This is a genomic window from Chryseobacterium sp. sg2396, assembly GCF_042610505.1.
Taxonomy (GTDB): domain Bacteria; phylum Bacteroidota; class Bacteroidia; order Flavobacteriales; family Weeksellaceae; genus Chryseobacterium.
The window spans coordinates 61,744-78,149 of sequence record NZ_JBHGAQ010000018.1 but is presented as its reverse complement, the minus strand read 5'-3'; the positions used below and the strand labels follow the sequence as shown (position 1 = coordinate 78,149).

The 16,406-nt window shown below is 41.0% G+C and carries 12 protein-coding genes; 10 read left to right on the top strand and 2 right to left on the bottom strand.

Annotated elements, in window-relative coordinates:
• The first annotated feature begins 25 nt into the window (after positions 1 to 25).
• Positions 26 to 784: a TIGR03915 family putative DNA repair protein gene (locus ACED20_RS17420; RefSeq protein ID WP_294201133.1), complete on the top strand. Its 759-nt coding sequence runs from the start codon at positions 26 to 28 to the stop codon at positions 782 to 784.
• A 6-nt stretch (positions 785 to 790) separates the two neighbouring features.
• On the opposite strand, the gene ACED20_RS17415 is transcribed toward ACED20_RS17420, so the two are convergent.
• The gene (locus ACED20_RS17415; RefSeq protein WP_294201131.1) at positions 791 to 1,591 is read right to left on the bottom strand and encodes a DNA alkylation repair protein; all 801 of its coding nucleotides are present in this window, start codon (positions 1,589 to 1,591) and stop codon (positions 791 to 793) included.
• A gap of 92 nt (positions 1,592 to 1,683) precedes the next feature.
• Between ACED20_RS17415 and ACED20_RS17410 the strand changes: the two genes are divergently transcribed.
• The 8 genes from ACED20_RS17410 (at position 1,684) to recA (ending at position 11,203) form a co-directional block, all read left to right on the top strand.
• Positions 1,684 to 2,022 (top strand): helix-turn-helix domain-containing protein, encoded by a 339-nt coding sequence (locus ACED20_RS17410; protein ID WP_294219835.1) that lies wholly within the window; start codon positions 1,684 to 1,686, stop codon positions 2,020 to 2,022.
• A 152-nt stretch (positions 2,023 to 2,174) separates the two neighbouring features.
• Positions 2,175 to 3,161 carry a 6-phosphofructokinase gene (pfkA, locus tag ACED20_RS17405; RefSeq protein WP_294201128.1) on the top strand — a complete coding sequence of 329 codons (987 nt, stop codon included), beginning with the start codon at positions 2,175 to 2,177 and terminating at the stop codon, positions 3,159 to 3,161.
• Between the two features lie 31 nt (positions 3,162 to 3,192).
• The gene (gap, locus tag ACED20_RS17400) at positions 3,193 to 4,197 is read left to right on the top strand and encodes a type I glyceraldehyde-3-phosphate dehydrogenase (protein ID WP_294219834.1); all 1,005 of its coding nucleotides are present in this window, start codon (positions 3,193 to 3,195) and stop codon (positions 4,195 to 4,197) included.
• 177 nt (positions 4,198 to 4,374) lie between these two features.
• Positions 4,375 to 6,333 (top strand): hypothetical protein, encoded by a 1,959-nt coding sequence (locus tag ACED20_RS17395; protein WP_378106011.1) that lies wholly within the window; start codon positions 4,375 to 4,377, stop codon positions 6,331 to 6,333.
• Positions 6,323 to 6,862 (top strand): hypothetical protein, encoded by a 540-nt coding sequence (locus ACED20_RS17390; RefSeq protein WP_294219832.1) that lies wholly within the window; start codon positions 6,323 to 6,325, stop codon positions 6,860 to 6,862. Before ACED20_RS17395 ends, ACED20_RS17390 begins: the two co-directional genes overlap by 11 nt.
• A gap of 311 nt (positions 6,863 to 7,173) precedes the next feature.
• Complete coding sequence (locus ACED20_RS17385) at positions 7,174 to 7,947, top strand: response regulator transcription factor (protein WP_294240451.1); 774 nt, start codon at positions 7,174 to 7,176, stop codon at positions 7,945 to 7,947.
• Positions 7,948 to 8,397: 450 nt separating this feature from the next.
• Positions 8,398 to 9,594: an oxygenase MpaB family protein gene (locus ACED20_RS17380; RefSeq protein WP_294201120.1), complete on the top strand. Its 1,197-nt coding sequence runs from the start codon at positions 8,398 to 8,400 to the stop codon at positions 9,592 to 9,594.
• Positions 9,595 to 10,195: 601 nt separating this feature from the next.
• On the top strand, positions 10,196 to 11,203 hold the full coding sequence (recA, locus tag ACED20_RS17375; RefSeq protein ID WP_294201118.1) for a recombinase RecA: 1,008 nt from the start codon (positions 10,196 to 10,198) through the stop codon (positions 11,201 to 11,203).
• Between the two features lie 69 nt (positions 11,204 to 11,272).
• Here the strand turns inward: recA and ACED20_RS17370 are convergent, their stop codons facing one another.
• Positions 11,273 to 14,164, bottom strand: a complete 2,892-nt coding sequence (locus ACED20_RS17370; RefSeq protein WP_378106006.1) for a prolyl oligopeptidase family serine peptidase — start codon at positions 14,162 to 14,164, stop codon at positions 11,273 to 11,275.
• 153 nt (positions 14,165 to 14,317) lie between these two features.
• Between ACED20_RS17370 and htpG the strand changes: the two genes are divergently transcribed.
• On the top strand, positions 14,318 to 16,210 hold the full coding sequence (htpG, locus tag ACED20_RS17365) for a molecular chaperone HtpG (RefSeq protein WP_378106003.1): 1,893 nt from the start codon (positions 14,318 to 14,320) through the stop codon (positions 16,208 to 16,210).
• The last annotated feature ends 196 nt before the right edge of the window (positions 16,211 to 16,406 follow it).

Genomic DNA, 16,406 nt, shown 5'->3' with positions numbered 1-16,406 from the left:
CTACACTGTTTCATTCATCCAATCCATGACCACCCTACTCTACGACAGCAGTTTCGACGGACTTTTAACATCTGTATTTGAGGTTTTCGAATATAAGTATAAAGACGTGGAAATCGTGAGCCGGGAGAGGTTTCATCAGGAAAATATCTTTGCGGAAATCCATAAAGTAATCACGCAGACTGAGAAAGCAGAAAGGGTTTTACATAAATTAGAACAGAATATCGGGAAACAGGGGATTAATGAGCTGCTGAAAGTGTATCTTTCGGAAGATCCGGAAATGGAACAGCTGATTTTATCGGCCATCAGGCAATCCGTAAAGCATCCGGATGAAAATATCCTTCAGAATTATGCCGATGATGCTATTTTAAAAATCTCGAAGATCTGCAAATCGGTGAACCGGGAGCGGCACCGTATGACGGCATTCGTCCGTTTTGAAAAAATGCAGGACGGAGTTTTCTTTGCCAAAATTGATCCCGATTTCAATGTACTTCCGCTGATCCGGAAGCACTTTAAAGACCGCTACCAGGATCAGAAATGGATGATCTACGACCTGCGGAGACATTACGGCATTTTATACGACCTGGAAACCTGCGACTTTTTCTATCCGGATGAAAAAATAGACCTCCATCAGTACCATCAGAAGTTCCATGATGAGGAAAAAAGATATCAGACGCTTTGGCAGCGGTATTTTACAAGAACCAATATTGTGGAAAGGAAGAATCTGAAATTGCATATTCAGCATGTGCCCAGAAGATATTGGAAATATCTGACGGAAAAATGGTAATGGAAATTACCTGATTATATTTCGCATCGCTTTTTTAACAATGTAAACCGTCTGTTTCGCGGAGTTTTCTTTCTGCCACTTTTCACAAAGAGCTCTCACGAAGTCAGGCTTTGATTTTCCGGCATCATTCAGCCAGTTTCCCACACTATCCTGAACATATTTTGCAGGATCTGATTTTAAAGGTTCCACAATGACCAGGCCTAATTCAGGATTCTGTTTCAATACATCAATATGGGCACACCAGACTCCTCTGGGCCTTGTAGATTCGCTGGCAAAACGTCTGATGTTCTCATTTTCATTTTTCGTCCAGGCTGATAAAACCAACAGACTTTCGTCCAGGTGAGCGGAAATATCAGGCCTTACCGCCATCCAGGAAATTTCACGGACTCCGAAATGGGCATCTGCCGCAAAGATCTTTATCTTATCTAATTTTTCCGTAATATTAAGTTCCCGGTTTCTTCCGATCGTGTAAGCAGCCCAACACCGTACCATATCCGACGGATGTCCCGAAATAATCTGTAAAAAACCTTCATCGTTATTTTGCAATACCTGATGGAGAATTCCCATTCCCACAGCTTCGCTGATGGTGTTGACCGTCTGTTTTTTTAAAGCATCTATGTTTTCCAGTACAGGCGGCAGATAGGCTGACCGGCCGGTTTGTTTCAACAGGTTTGCAAGCAATACTTTCTGGTCCACCGCCAGCCATTCAGTAAGATTTACGGTTTCCAGAGTTCCCTGGTTCAGCTGTGCTAAAATTTCTTCCGGAATATCTTTAGCGGAGCGTGCTCCTTTTCGTTTTTCATTCATGATCGTTTGCTTATCTTTACAAAAGTCCGAAAGTGACATGACATAAACAATACCGCATATTTTTCGCCCATAGTGATAAAAATGTCAACATTATGAATCTAAAAAAAAATTCTGAAGAAAATAAAATCTGTCCGTTGGAAGTTGCAGTCAATACCATCAGCGGAAAATGGAAAATCCCCATTGTCTGGCAGATCCACGCCGGTAAAAAAAGACCAAGTGAATTTCTGCGGGGAATAGCCAAAGTAGACCGCAGGGTTTTGAACCAACAGCTCAGCGAAATGGTTGCCGACAGAATTTTAACGAAAGAATCTTTTCATGAACTGCCTCCGAGAGTGGAATACCGTTTAACCGAATTGGGAGAACGGCTGGTTGAGATTCTCTGGCTTCTAAACAATTGGGGTAAACAACTGATTTCCGAGGAGCAGTATTAACTTAAATGTAATAAACAGTATAAAATGGCCAGCCTTATTTTTAAAATCACAAACTTTAGAAGTTTTTAATTCTTTATATTCAAATCTCTTATCAAGTTACTGCGTTTATCTGAACTTGTTTTTGTAAATTTGTGTTCGAAATTTTTTACCAGATGAAAGATAGTGCTGTAAAAAAAATTGCAGTTCTTACCTCAGGGGGCGATTCTCCGGGGATGAATGCAGCGTTACGGGCGGTAGTACGAACCGCAAATTATTACAACATAGAGTGTTACGGAGTAAGAGAAGGCTACAATGGCCTGATCAACAATGATTTCCTGAAAATGGGACCTCGTTCCGTAAAAAATATAATCAACCAGGGCGGAACGATTCTGAAATCTGCCAGATCCCAGGAATTTAGAACCGAAGAAGGCCGTCAGAAAGCCTACGACAATTGCGTAAAACACGGCATTGAAGGATTGGTATGCATCGGAGGAGACGGAACGTTTACCGGAGCAAAGATCTTCAATGAAGAATTCGGCATCCGGGTAATCGGTGTACCGGGAACCATCGATAATGATATTTTCGGGACTGATAATACCATCGGTTACGACACCGCATTGAATACAGCGATGGATGCCATCGACAAGATCCGTGATACGGCAACCTCCCACAACAGGGTTTTCTTTGTGGAGGTAATGGGCCGTGATGCAGGCTTTATTGCTTTAAACAGCGGACTGGCTACCGGAGCACTTGATATTCTAATCCCTGAAACCAAAGACAGCATCGATGAGCTTTTTAATAACTTCAGAAATGCGGAAAAAACAGGAAAAGCTTCAAGCATCGTGGTGGTAGCGGAAGGAGAAAAATTAGCCAACGTTTACGAACTGGCAGAAAAAACCAAGCAGGAATTCCCGGATTACGACATTCGTGTCGCGGTTTTGGGACATATGCAACGGGGCGGATCTCCAAGCTGTGCCGACCGGGTTCTGGCAAGCAGGCTGGGCTATGGAGCCGTAACAGGACTCATGGAAGGACAAACCAATGTGATGGCCGGAATGCGTTCCAATGAATTGGTCTACACACCGATTGAGGATGCCATTAAAAAACACAATGAAATCAACCAGGACCTTCTGCTGATTTCGGAAATTTTAGCAATTTAATATTTTTTTATATAATTTAAAACAAACTATTATGTCAACAATTAAAGTAGGTATCAACGGGTTTGGTAGAATCGGACGTCTTGTTTTCAGAGCAATGACTGAAAGAGATAACATCGAAGTGGTAGGTATCAATGACCTGATCAATGCGGAATACATGGCTTATATGCTTAAATATGATTCTGTACACGGTGTTTTCCCGGGTGAAGTTTCCGTAGAAGGAAATGACCTTGTGGTAAACGGAAAAAAAATCAGGGTAACCGCTGAGAAAGATCCGAACAACCTGAAGTGGAACGAAATCGGAGCTGACTATATCGTTGAATCTACAGGTTTATTCTTAGATAAAGACAATGCTGCAAAGCACATCAATGCAGGGGCTAAAAAAGTAATCCTTTCCGCACCTTCCAAAGATGATACGCCGATGTTCGTAATGGGGGTAAACCACAATGAACTTACAGACGATATCAAAATTTTATCAAACGCTTCTTGTACAACCAACTGTTTAGCACCTTTGGCTAAAGTAATCCACGATAACTTCGGAATCGTAGAAGGTCTGATGACAACAGTACACGCTACCACCGCAACCCAGAAAACGGTTGACGGTCCTTCCATGAAAGACTGGAGAGGAGGTAGAGCGGCATTAAACAATATCATCCCTTCTTCTACAGGTGCTGCAAAAGCAGTAGGAAAAGTAATTCCCGCCCTGAACGGAAAATTAACGGGTATGTCTTTCAGAGTACCGACTGTTGACGTTTCCGTAGTGGATTTAACGGTAAGAATCGAAAAGGCAGCTTCTTACGAAGAAATCTGTGCCGTAATTAAAGCAGCTTCCGAAGGTGAACTGAAAGGTATCTTAGGATATACTGAAGATGCCGTGGTTTCTCAGGACTTCGTTGGAGATAAGAGAACTTCTATCTTCGATAAAGACGCAGGGATCATGCTTTCCCCTAACTTCGTAAAACTTGTTTCATGGTATGACAATGAAATGGGTTATTCCAACAAATTAGTGGATATGCTGGTACATGCCGCTTCTTTGTAATTGATAATCAATCATCAGCAATACATCATAGAACCTTCCTCCGGGAAGGTTTTTTTTATTTCCTCAACAGAAGAAATAATTAATCGTAATTTAATTTTTTATTAGTTAAAATTATCTATATTAGCCCCGACTAAAATACATAACCTGAATACTACCAATTTAAATATAGTTTCAACCATGAAAAAAACAATCAGTATTTTTCTTTTTTCACTGGCCCTTGTCGGATGCCAGAATGATATTCTCCAAGAAAAAGATGAATCATTATCGTCACAAAACAATCTTTTGTCTGCAAAAGCCTCAAATGAAAACAACAAACCCGATGTCCACACTCAGATTGTACTGGGAAAAAAATTGATAAATCCCTATTCTGTAGAAAATATGCAGAAGGCTTTTGATTATTATAATAAAAATGTGGCTAATTCTGGGTTTTCGGGCAAAAAAGTAGGAGCTTCCCATTATTACATCAAGATCACCCCCGGATCAGAAAGCGAACTTGAAGTATTAAATAATCTGGATGACGAATCTTCTATAGAAACTCCCGTTCTCCAAGATCACCCATTAGATTATGAAGTAATTGAAGAAGGAGATTATTATGTAAATCCTCAAAATGAGGAAGATCTTTATCATCCTGTATATACTACTATTCCTGTAGATTATAAACTTCCTGATGGAATAAAATATGAAATTCTAGATGCACTCTATGAGCCTTCTGAAGAAGAATATAATGTGGAAACAGTCTCTCTCTATTTTGCTGACTGGAAAGACGATCTTGAAGCCGATGGAATCTCAATAGGAAATGAAGATGAGCTAAAAAAATACCTGCTGCTGACAAATGCTCAGAAATCAAGCAACAAATTTTATCCTGCCGGAAGCATTACGATTAAAAATACGGGAACAGGAAATATTGAAGGGCTTATGAAAGCAGAAATTTCATACGGAAGAATATTTTGGTGGCATTATACATATACAGATAATGCGGGAAACTTTAACGGTACAGCAAAAAAATACAGAGGAAATGTACAGATCCGTGCAAAATGGAGAGGAGAAACGGCTACCATCAGAAAGACCTGGAATGAAGTATTAGGATTTTTCGTTTCGGATTACCTGATGACCCTGAATAAAAACAATAACGGCCAGAATAAATACATAGACTATACATCTTTTTCAAATGGCGGAAATCATCTCTGGTCTAAAGGAACCGTTAATAATGGCCTTAGAAAGTATGTTGACTATTGTAATGCAAACGGTATTACGAACACCATCAGCCATGCAAATGTATGGGCATGGGAAGGAAATAAACAGACAGGGGCTACTCCGATGCTTTATAAATATCAGCAATTGCCGTTGATGTCTTCTTTCGCAAATATCGGCCAGGCAAATTTCTGGCATAATTTAACGAATATCCTGTCAGGATTTACTATTAATCTTGTTCCTAAACATTTAAGACCGGACCAAATTTATACAGGACTGAATCCAAGAAGTAATGAAACCATAAGTGACAGCCGAAGAATACATCAGCTTATTTTCCATGAATCGGGACATTACTCTCATGCTTCTAAAGTAGGTGCTTCATACTGGGCACAGCTATTTGCATCAGAAATAAGCAATATCCATCTTCATGGTGGTGATCCGTACTACGATGGTACTTCTCCGTCCTTACAGGCGGGTGCACGGATAGGATTGGCAGAAGGCTGGGCTACCGTAACCGAATTCTATGTAAGTAATTCTTATTACAACAGCAGCATTATAAGAAGCAATACAGGCTCATCGCGACAGCATATGAGTAATGTAAACGGCATATTAGAAGGATTTAATATAATCGACAGACCGATGAACGCAACCCGAACTGATGAATGGAGCTGGTTCTCTCATGGATTAATTGTTGACATTTTAGACACCGGGAGGAATAATGGCACAGCTGATCAGTCTGTCCACAGAAATGGTAGTGGAGCTTTCTTAAATACTGTGCTTGACGAGGTAAGTATACAGAGTGGAAGTATCTATAACCTAGGGCCGGTATTCAGCAGGCTTACCTCATCAGTAAATAGTGCGGCCGACTTAAAAAATCCTTTAATGTCTGCTTATCCTGCGCAATCATCTAAGATTAACACCCTTTTCCAAAATTATGGGTACTAAATACTTCAAAATCTTCTTTGCAGTACTGATTTTATCAGTGCTGCAAAGTTGCCCGAATACCGGAGAGGAAGTTTGTGACGGTAAAGAAGCTTCCGCAAACATTCCCAACCTCATTACAATAACCCCGCTAAAGCAGGTATACAGCCAAGGAGAAGAAATTACTTATCAATTGATAATTCCTTCGGAAAATAATTATTTTGGAGATCCTGTCAATCTTTATCAAAAAACAGGAACAACCGATGGCTGGTATATTGCAAGCACTACTCAGCTTTTTGACGGCAACAACGTTACTTACGTGAAAGGAAGCAAAAGGAATGGGGCAGAAAACTGGCACAATGTGACTTATAATTCAGCCAGTGGTAATTATGAGCTTGAAATAAAAGTTAAACTGAACAAAACAGGAAATTATTCATTATTTGCAGATGACAGGGTTGATTTTTTAGGATCAGACAAATGTAACAGAAACTTCATTTACACCAATATCCAAGGCAAAAATGCAGATAATAAAATAGAATTTAAAGTACAATAAGCAGCATTCGCCGGAAAACAACAGGCATTAAATAACGAAGAATCCTCCACAAAAATGCAGAGGATCCCAGTTTATCCTTTTCAAACAGCTAACAGAAAATTCTAAACTTTGTCTAACATATGATGAATATGTTTATATAAAGTTGTGTTTTATGATATGGGAAAAACCTGCTCAGAATGAGGTATTGTTTACAATGAGCTTTCATGGTTATTGGTGTATACAAATGTTAGCATTTTATCTTTATAAAAAAATCCCCCTTTTGTGGTATTTTTTAAGAAAAATTTAACTATATTTAGTTATGTTAATTTTTTATGGATCATTCTGAGAAAAAACATCCACTGGTTGAAGTCTGGAATTCTTACTCCGGTATACGGAAAGAAAAAAAGCATATCGCCCACATCCCTCCCATTGAACGTATTATCGGGGAAATGTTTGCAATTGGAGAATTCTATTATTACGTGATTAATCTTACCAACAGTACACTTTCACATCATCATCCCAACCTGCTGAAACTTCACGGATTAACGGAATACCCTCAGAATTTAAAGGAGATTATAGACCTTACCCATCCGGACGATATTCCTTTCATCATGAAGGCAGAAGAAAAAGTTATCCAGAAAATGATGGAGTTGGGGAAAGAGAATCACCTTTACCTGAAATCCAGCTACTGCTTCCGGATGAAAACAGCCAGAGGGAATTATGAGCTCTTCCATCATCAGGCTGTACTTACAATGGAAGACGAAGACCATAATCTGATCCAGTCCGTTAATATCCACACCAACATCCACCATATTACCCAAAAAAATCCGAACACCGTACTGATTACCGGAATCGGGCCAAGAAACGATTTTTATCAGATAAAGATCGAAAACCCTTCAGAAAACAGTTCGGACATCCATCTTACCAAAAGGGAAACTGAGGTTTTGGCACTGATCGCCAAAGGATATTCCGGATCCGAGATCTCTAAGATGCTGATTCTTTCAGAGCATACCATCCGTACGCACCGCAAAAATATTTTAGCCAAAACCAAGTGCAGGAACAGCAAGGAACTGTTAACGAAAGCTTTCGAATGCGGACTGATTTAGAAGCTGGACGATCAAATAATGAATGGTCAATTTGCTTTGCAGTTAATAGTAAATTCTTGTCATCATTAATAAGCTGAATACGGGAATTTTTTTTCGGTAAATAGTACTGCAGCAGTCCCTAATATCGCTGTATTTCCTATTGTCATGCTAAGAAAAATTCATTTAATCCTGATGGTGTTTTATTTAATTTTTTTGAATATCACTAACATCAGGCTGAAGCTCTATTCCTGTTAATATTCATAACTGTCATTATATCGAAGATCTTAATTTGTGTCGGATTCAAATTATTTTAATTAAAAGGAATACATCTCATATGCCTCCAGTGAAAAATTCGCTATTCACTGCGAAGTAAATTAACCATTCACCATCGCCCACTCACTCACCGTCAGTTAGTTATCCCTGACAAATCTCAGCTGGGAATTCCGGTGTAAAACTTGTACATTTATTTCAATGGAAAGGATAATGTTACAGCCACGTTTTAAAGATTCGGAGCATTTCAAAGATTTCTGGACAAATGGCAACGGCAGACAGCTGCTGGAGTTTTCCGGAGCGGAAGTCAGCTTTCGGGATTTTGAGAAATTTGTCCCGTATTACGATCATGTTGATGAAACCGGGGATCAGGTAGTAAAAGATATTTATTTCACCCAGAACTTTCACCAAGCTTCAAAGGAAATAGAAGGCTACATCCGTAATGGTATCTCCGAGGGAGACGACACCCCTGAAAGTGTACGACAGCTTTTCCTGCAGGTCCAGACCATTCCGGAATGGCTGGATTATCAACTGATTAAAAGTGGAGCAGAACTTTGTATGCGGTGTAACCTCGACTCTCTGATTTCATTACGGGATTACTGCCTGATGGGCGGCTACGATTACGCTTACCTCAATAAACCGCTGATTGCTACCGAAGCCCTGAAAAAGGGCGCGGTTAAAAGGCTTTCCGAAACACTGGATTTCTGGATCAATGTAACACGGTATGATGCACTGAAAATTCATCAGAAAGGCTACGAATTTGCGATCAAGACCAGGCTGATCCATTCTTACGCCAGGCTGTCGGTCAGAAAATATTATAAGGATTGGGATACCGAAAACTGGGGTGAGCCCATCAACTCCTGGGACATGATGGCGACGTACATCGGTTTCAGCCTGGTGTTTATGCACAGCTTGCATAAACTGGGAAATACAATCTCTGAGGAAGAAGAAAAAGGACTCTTCCACCTCTGGAAATATGTCGGTTATTTGTTGGGAATTCCTGAAAACCTTTTACCCAATGACAAAAAACAGGCAACCGAATATTTTTATCTGTGGACTTCCATTCAGCCTCCAGCGGATGATGATTCCGTTCTGCTGGCGCATTCGCTGCTTAATGAGTCGATGGAAAACCCGGCCTTGAAATATAAGTTCCAGCGAAGAAACCTGCGTTACCTCCATATCTGCTGTACCTGGTTTTTACTGGACGATGAGGTTTGCAGGAGGCTCCGGATTCCGGAAGTTGCCAACAGAAAAGCATTTCCGCTGGTGAAGCGCGCACTTAATAAAATATACGACCGATTGGTAAGCCGGGAAGCGAGGATCAGGAAAGGAAATGCATCACAAATGAAGGTATTAGGTGATTATCATACCATTGTGCAGCATTCTAACTTTCATTAGTTTAAGCCCTTACCTTTTATTATTCCATTTTACAATCCAAGTTTATACAATTTATTATTTAAACCGGACACTGAAAATTTGTTATGGATCCAGTCAACCACATCAGGCAGATCAAATTTGTTTTTTGACCAATAACTTCTCGGTATGATTTTTTTCGAAAATTTACCCGAAGTGACGAAAAGGATTTATTAAAATGCAGAAGTGACAAATGGTCAACATTGGTTTTTAATCACCAACTTCTCGATCTGATTTTTTTCAAAAATCTAATTGAAGGGACATCCATCAAAATCCGATGTCTGATACTCCGGCTGAATTACAACATTTGCCATTAAATAGAAGTAGTTAAAATGGTATACAACGCATGCATGCCTTATCATTTACCAGCGAATGCCCTAGCCGGGATTGCAGCGGAAATCCTTTTTTGAAAAAAAATTTTGCAGCGGAAAGCGCGAAAAAGCTCCTGAAAAAATCAATCTGAAACGGTATTAAAAAATCATAGAATTTTATATTTTTTTTAACTATAAAAACAGGCCCGCGTGGTAGATATTATTCGTTTTTGACGTTAAATTTTCGTATTTTTGATCAATTATTTAAACAACAGATGAGTAATATAGACGACAAGAAAAAAGCACTCGCGCTGGTGCTTGACAAATTAGATAAAACATACGGAAAAGGGACGGTAATGACATTGGGTGACAGTGCCATTGATACGAACATCGAAGTAATTCCTTCAGGATCTTTAGGATTAGACATCGCTCTTGGAGTAGGTGGTTATCCGAGAGGAAGAATAATTGAGATCTACGGGCCTGAATCTTCCGGTAAAACAACTTTAACGCTTCATGCGATTGCCGAAGCTCAGAAAGCCGGCGGAATCGCGGCCTTCATTGATGCGGAGCATGCCTTTGACAGAGGATATGCCGGAAAACTGGGTATCGATCTGGAAAACCTGATTATTTCGCAGCCGGACAACGGGGAACAGGCACTGGAAATCGCCGATAACCTGATTCGTTCTGGAGCAATCGACATCGTGGTAATCGACTCCGTAGCGGCTCTTACACCAAAAGCGGAAATCGAAGGGGAAATGGGAGATTCCAAAATGGGTCTTCACGCGAGACTGATGTCTCAGGCGTTAAGAAAACTTACCGCTACGATTAACAGAACCAAATGTACGGTGATCTTCATCAATCAGCTGAGAGAAAAAATCGGGGTGATGTTCGGAAACCCGGAGACCACCACCGGTGGTAACGCTTTGAAATTCTATGCTTCGGTAAGAGTAGACATCAGAAAAGCGAGTGCCCCTATCAAGAACGGTGACGAGGCAATCGGTAGCCGTGTGAAGGTAAAGATCGTAAAAAACAAGGTGGCTCCTCCTTTCAAGCAGGCAGAATTCGATATTATGTACGGTGAAGGGGTATCCAAAACCGGAGAAATCCTGGATCAGGCGGTAGAACAGGGGATCGTGAAGAAAAGCGGTTCTTGGTTCAGCTACGAAGAAACAAAGCTTGGACAAGGCCGTGATGCCGTAAAAGATGTCTTAAAAGACAATCCTGAACTTTCCGAGGAACTGGAAAATAAAATCAAGGAAGAAATCGCGAATAAAAAGTCGTAATTTCTGATATTTACTAAATAGAAACCCGGCGGAGCAAAGCTCCGCCGGGTTTGTTTTATACATTATTGACTAGGGTTTATCGTCTGTTAATTCAAATCCCCAGTCTTTTCCTTTTTGGGTAGCCGGAACACCTTTCGTCATCCAAACCGGAGCTTTGGCTCCTTTCAGATAATAATCGAAGAACTGCTGTTCACGGATCTGGATGTCTTTCCGGTTCTGGCGTTTGATGAGATTATGATCGTCGCCGTTGTAATTCAGGAGCCAGGCCGGCTTTCCGAGACGACGTAAGGCAGTGAACATTTCAATTCCCTGATACCAAGGCACAGCACCATCTTTATCGTTGCTCATAATCACCACCGGGGTTTTCACCTGGTCCATCGCAAACAACGGTGAATTTTTAATATACAGATCCGGTGCTTCCCACAAGGTTTTTCCTAACCGGCTTTGTGACTTTTCGTACTGAAACTGGCGGTTCATTCCGGAAGACCAGCGGATTCCCCCGTAAGCGGAAGTCATATTGACCACCGGTGCACCCGCCCAGGCCGCTGCATACATATCGGTATGAGCAATCAGATAGGCAACCTGGTAACCGCCCCAGCTTTGCCCCTGGATTCCGATTTTCGTCCCGTCTACCCATGGGTTTTGTTTCAGCTTTTCCACTCCGGAATTGATGTATTCCATCGCAGATTCTCCCGGCTGACCATCGGTATATGAAATATCCGGAGTGAAAACCAGATAGCCGTTGCTTACAAAATACGAGATGTTCAATCTCGAAGGCGTCGGAGCCGGTGCCACATAACGGTTCAGGTTATCTGAAAGTTTTTCATAAAAATAAACGATCATCGGGTATTTTTTAGCGGGATCGAAATTTTCCGGTTTATAGAGAAGCCCTTCGGATTCGTTTTTTTTCGGCGTGGTCCAGTGAACCAGTTCGCCCGTTCCCCAATTATAAAGGGACTGCTGCGGATTGGTACTGCTTAGTTTCTGCTGCACCGAAAAATCAGTGGTGGCGTAAATATCCGGCGATTCTGTATAAGATTCTTTTACCAGAATATATTCATCGGCATTTTTAGCTTTCTGAAGGCTGCGGTATCCCCAGACCTCTTCCATTTTAATTTTTACAGGATCAGCATTTGAACTGATTGAAGTTTTGAAAATGCCGTTGGCTTTCGTTGTATTATCGAACGCCGACAGATAGATCGTCGATTTCCGGTTCAGGCTTTTAATGTCTTTGTCTAAATCGTAGGTTTCAAAAGTAATTTTATTTTTACGTCCGAAGCCATTGGTGATATTCCTGGGTTTCTTTGAACCGCTGAGGAAAAACTCCCAAAGGTCGTAGCGGTCGCGGATGATGACCGATTCATCATTGTCCGTCCAGGATGCAATGCCATACGCCACCGGAAAGTCGGGCATATCGAATTCTTCATCGACAAAGGAAACGGATAAACCGTTGGTCAATGGTGTGGTCTGTTTTGTTTTCACATTGTAACTCAGCCACTGCCCTTTTTCCCGGTCGAAAATCACAACGAACTTTCCAAGAGGAGATGTCGCTGCCGAACCGTTCAGATTTCTCACAATTTCCGTTCTTTCTCCTGTTTTGGTATCAATAATATAATACGTCTTTTTTGTTGAACCTTCCCACTGCGAGGCGATCCTGTTGTTTATACTGGTACTCCCCAAAACGAATTCTGCGTTGCCTTCATTCACCAACCGTAAAGTATCCAGATCTTCGCCATCGATATTCACGAAGAAATCCGGCTTCTCCGTCTGCAAAACTGCCGCATAAGATTTTTTGAGGTCGTTTTTCAATTCCTTCAGCTGTACGGTCTGCAGATAATCGTCTTTGTAATTCCAGATATCCACCACAGCATGGTCGTTGGCAATCATCGCCGTATCTTTTGCCACAGGTTTCGGGGCCACTCCAAAGTAAAGCTGTTTTCCGTTTTTGCTGAATACCGGTAAGCGGTTTTCGGAAACCACCCAGTTCTTTTTCATCTGAGAATGACTATTGGTAATAGCTTCCTGCTTTTTTTGTTTAACATTAAAATAATACAGATGATAGAGTTTTACAAGATCATTCTGTGCAGAGGAAGTTCCCACAAATGCCAACTGACTGCCTGCTTCATCAAAAGCCAATTGGGAGAAATCGCCTTCCACTTCCGAGATTTTGCTCACGGCTCCTGTTTCAAGGTCAACGACCTGTACGGTTTCCAAAGGGTATTTCTTCGGCTTGGATTTATCCGTTACTTTTTTATCTTCATTTTTTACTGCGGCAGAATCTTTTTTCTCTTCTTTATTTTTAACGGTTTTCTCCTCCTGCTTTTTGGTAACGAAAACCAGCCGCTTTCCGTTCTTGCTGAATTCGTAACGGATCACATCATCATAAACCGTTGTTTTTCCATCCATCAGGTTGCGTACCGCCAGCTGCAAGGGCTTGGTATTTTTATCCTCTTCATTTTTATCATCGCCCTCCTTTTCAGAATCATCCGAAGATTTATCATTCATATTTTCCAACAGATAAGCGATATGAGAACCTGCTTTCTCAGGAATCTTAAATCCTTTTACATTCGGAATTTTTTCTGTTTTACCGCCTGCAAAATCGACAATCGCCAAAGTATCTTTCGTAAGCTTATTCTGCTTAAGCTTTTTATCTTTTACGGCTTTGATATCTTTATAAAACGGCCGGATCTGGAAAATAGCAAACCTAGAATCACCGGTAAATTCGGGTTTAACTCCTCGCGGAAACTTTTTAGTGTTCCTGTCTTTTACCGAATATAAAAAGAGGTTGGAATCTCCTTCCTGAACATCCACCGAATAGGCAATCCACTTTCCGTTATTGGAAATTTTCCTTGTTCCGATATTCTGCCAACTGTCGTAGACCGAATGGTCCAGCGGCTTTTTCTGCCCGTACATAAAACAGCTCATAAGCAGGAGCATAAAAACTGAATATTTCAAATTCATTATGATAAGTAATTTTAAAAATTAAAAGTAAGCTATTTCACTGATAAATCCATAGAAGCTAATGGCCCGATATGAAACAATGCCAAAATGTCAGTTTATGGGAAACGGTATTTTTTTTGAGAAACCAAAGGAAATTAAAAAACAAAAATTATTATGACTAAAGGAAATATTAATGTATCGGTGGAAAATATTTTTCCGCTTATTAAAAAATTTCTTTACAGCGACCACGAAATCTTTTTAAGAGAATTAATTTCCAATGCAACGGATGCTACTTTAAAATTAAAGCATTTAACAAGCATTGGCGAGGCCAAAGTTGAGTACGGAAATCCTAAGATTGAAGTGAAAATCGATAAAGAAAACAAGACGCTGACGATTATCGACCAGGGAATCGGAATGACCGGTGAAGAGGTTGAAAAATACATCAACCAGGTTGCTTTCTCAGGAGCTGAAGAGTTTTTGGAGAAATATAAAGATACAGCGAAAGATTCAGGGATCATCGGGCATTTCGGGCTGGGGTTCTACTCCGCCTTCATGGTGGCTGAGAAAGTGGAAATCGTAACGAAATCCTACAAAGACGAGCCAGCAGTAAGATGGATCTGCGACGGCAGCCCGGAATTCACTTTAGAAGAGACAGCGGATAAGTCTGAAAGAGGAACAGAAATCATCCTCCACATCGCAGAAGATTCCACGGAATTCCTTGAAGAAAGCAAGATCCGTGAACTGTTGCTGAAATACAACAAGTTCATGCCGGTGCCGATTAAATTCGGAACGAAAACGCATACGTTACCTTTACCGGAAGATGCCCCTGAAGATGCCGTAGCTGAAACGGAAGAAGTAGACAACATCATCAACAACCCTACTCCGGCCTGGACCATTGCACCAAGCGAGCTTACGAACGAGGACTATATGAAGTTCTACCACGAGCTGTATCCGATGCAGTTTGAAGAGCCTCTTTTCAATATCCATTTAAATGTTGATTATCCATTCAATTTAACCGGGGTTTTATTCTTCCCGAAACTGAGCAACAATTTAAATATTGAAAAAGACAAGATCCAGCTGTACCAAAACCAGGTTTTCGTAACGGATGAAGTGAAGGGCATTGTTCCGGATTTCCTGATGCTGCTTCGCGGGGTGATCGACTCTCCGGATATCCCATTGAACGTCTCCCGTTCTTACCTGCAGGCTGACGGTGCCGTGAAGAAAATTTCATCCTATATCACGAAAAAAGTGGCCGACAAAATGGCTTCCTTGATCAACGAAAACCGTGAAGATTACGAGAAAAAGTGGAACGACATTAAAGTGGTGATCGAGTACGGAATCGTAACGGAAGAAAAATTCGCTGAAAAAGCAGATAAGTTTACGCTCTATCCGACAACCGACGGAAAATATTTCCTTTGGAATGAACTGGAAGAAAAAATCAAGCCGAACCAGACGGATAAAGACGGAAAACTCGTTGTACTGTATGCTTCCAATGCCGATGAACAGCATTCTTACATCCAGGCTGCGAAAGACAAAGGCTATGAAGTGCTTCTGCTGGATTCGCCGATCATCCCTCACGTAATCCAAAAACTGGAAACGTCAAAAGACAAAATCTCTTTTGCCAGAGTGGATGCCGATCATATCAACAACCTGATCAAGAAAGACGAGCCTGTTATTTCCAAATTAAATGAAACGGAAAAAGAATCGCTGAAGAAAAATGTGGAAGAATCTATCGGTGACGGTAAATTTACAGTTCAGATTGAAGACCTGGACAGCAGCGATGCGCCGTTCACAATTACCCAGCCTGAATTTATGAGAAGAATGAAAGATATGCAGGCAACCGGTGGCGGCGGAATGTTCGGCATGGGCGGTTTCCCGGAAATGTACAACCTGGTGGTAAACTCCAACAGCGAATTTGCCGGGCAGATCCTGAAAACGGAAGATGCAGAACAAAAAGCAGGTCTCATCAAGCACGCGCTTGATCTTGCCAAACTTTCCCAGAATTTACTGAAAGGAAAAGAGCTGACGGACTTCATCCAGAGAAGTTATAAGCAACTGGAAAAATAAATTGACTATTTATAAAAAACCCTGCGGAGCAAAGCTCCGCAGGGTTTTTTATTATAGATTAAAACTTATATTAACATGAACTCAAACTGCAAACCAGTTGGGTGGAAGAAGGAAGCTGGATGCTGAAAGTTTCTTCAGTCAACGTACTACCAACATCTTTACATATCAATGATTCCGTTTCCATTTTTATGAAGAG

Bases quoted from the DNA above. Each gene is read 5' to 3' on its own strand.
- ACED20_RS17390 (WP_294219832.1), top strand. From the start codon at position 6,323: ATGGGTACTAAATACTTCAAAATCTTCTTTGCAGTACTGATTTTATCA.
- ACED20_RS17410 (WP_294219835.1), top strand. From the start codon at position 1,684: ATGAATCTAAAAAAAAATTCTGAAGAAAATAAAATCTGTCCGTTGGAA.
- ACED20_RS17385 (WP_294240451.1), top strand. From the start codon at position 7,174: ATGGATCATTCTGAGAAAAAACATCCACTGGTTGAAGTCTGGAATTCT.
- ACED20_RS17380 (WP_294201120.1), top strand. From the start codon at position 8,398: ATGGAAAGGATAATGTTACAGCCACGTTTTAAAGATTCGGAGCATTTC.
- pfkA (WP_294201128.1), top strand. From the start codon at position 2,175: ATGAAAGATAGTGCTGTAAAAAAAATTGCAGTTCTTACCTCAGGGGGC.
- ACED20_RS17415 (WP_294201131.1), bottom strand. From the start codon at position 1,591: ATGAATGAAAAACGAAAAGGAGCACGCTCCGCTAAAGATATTCCGGAA.
- ACED20_RS17395 (WP_378106011.1), top strand. From the start codon at position 4,375: ATGAAAAAAACAATCAGTATTTTTCTTTTTTCACTGGCCCTTGTCGGA.
- gap (WP_294219834.1), top strand. From the start codon at position 3,193: ATGTCAACAATTAAAGTAGGTATCAACGGGTTTGGTAGAATCGGACGT.
- recA (WP_294201118.1), top strand. From the start codon at position 10,196: ATGAGTAATATAGACGACAAGAAAAAAGCACTCGCGCTGGTGCTTGAC.
- ACED20_RS17420 (WP_294201133.1), top strand. From the start codon at position 26: ATGACCACCCTACTCTACGACAGCAGTTTCGACGGACTTTTAACATCT.
- htpG (WP_378106003.1), top strand. From the start codon at position 14,318: ATGACTAAAGGAAATATTAATGTATCGGTGGAAAATATTTTTCCGCTT.
- ACED20_RS17370 (WP_378106006.1), bottom strand. From the start codon at position 14,164: ATGAATTTGAAATATTCAGTTTTTATGCTCCTGCTTATGAGCTGTTTT.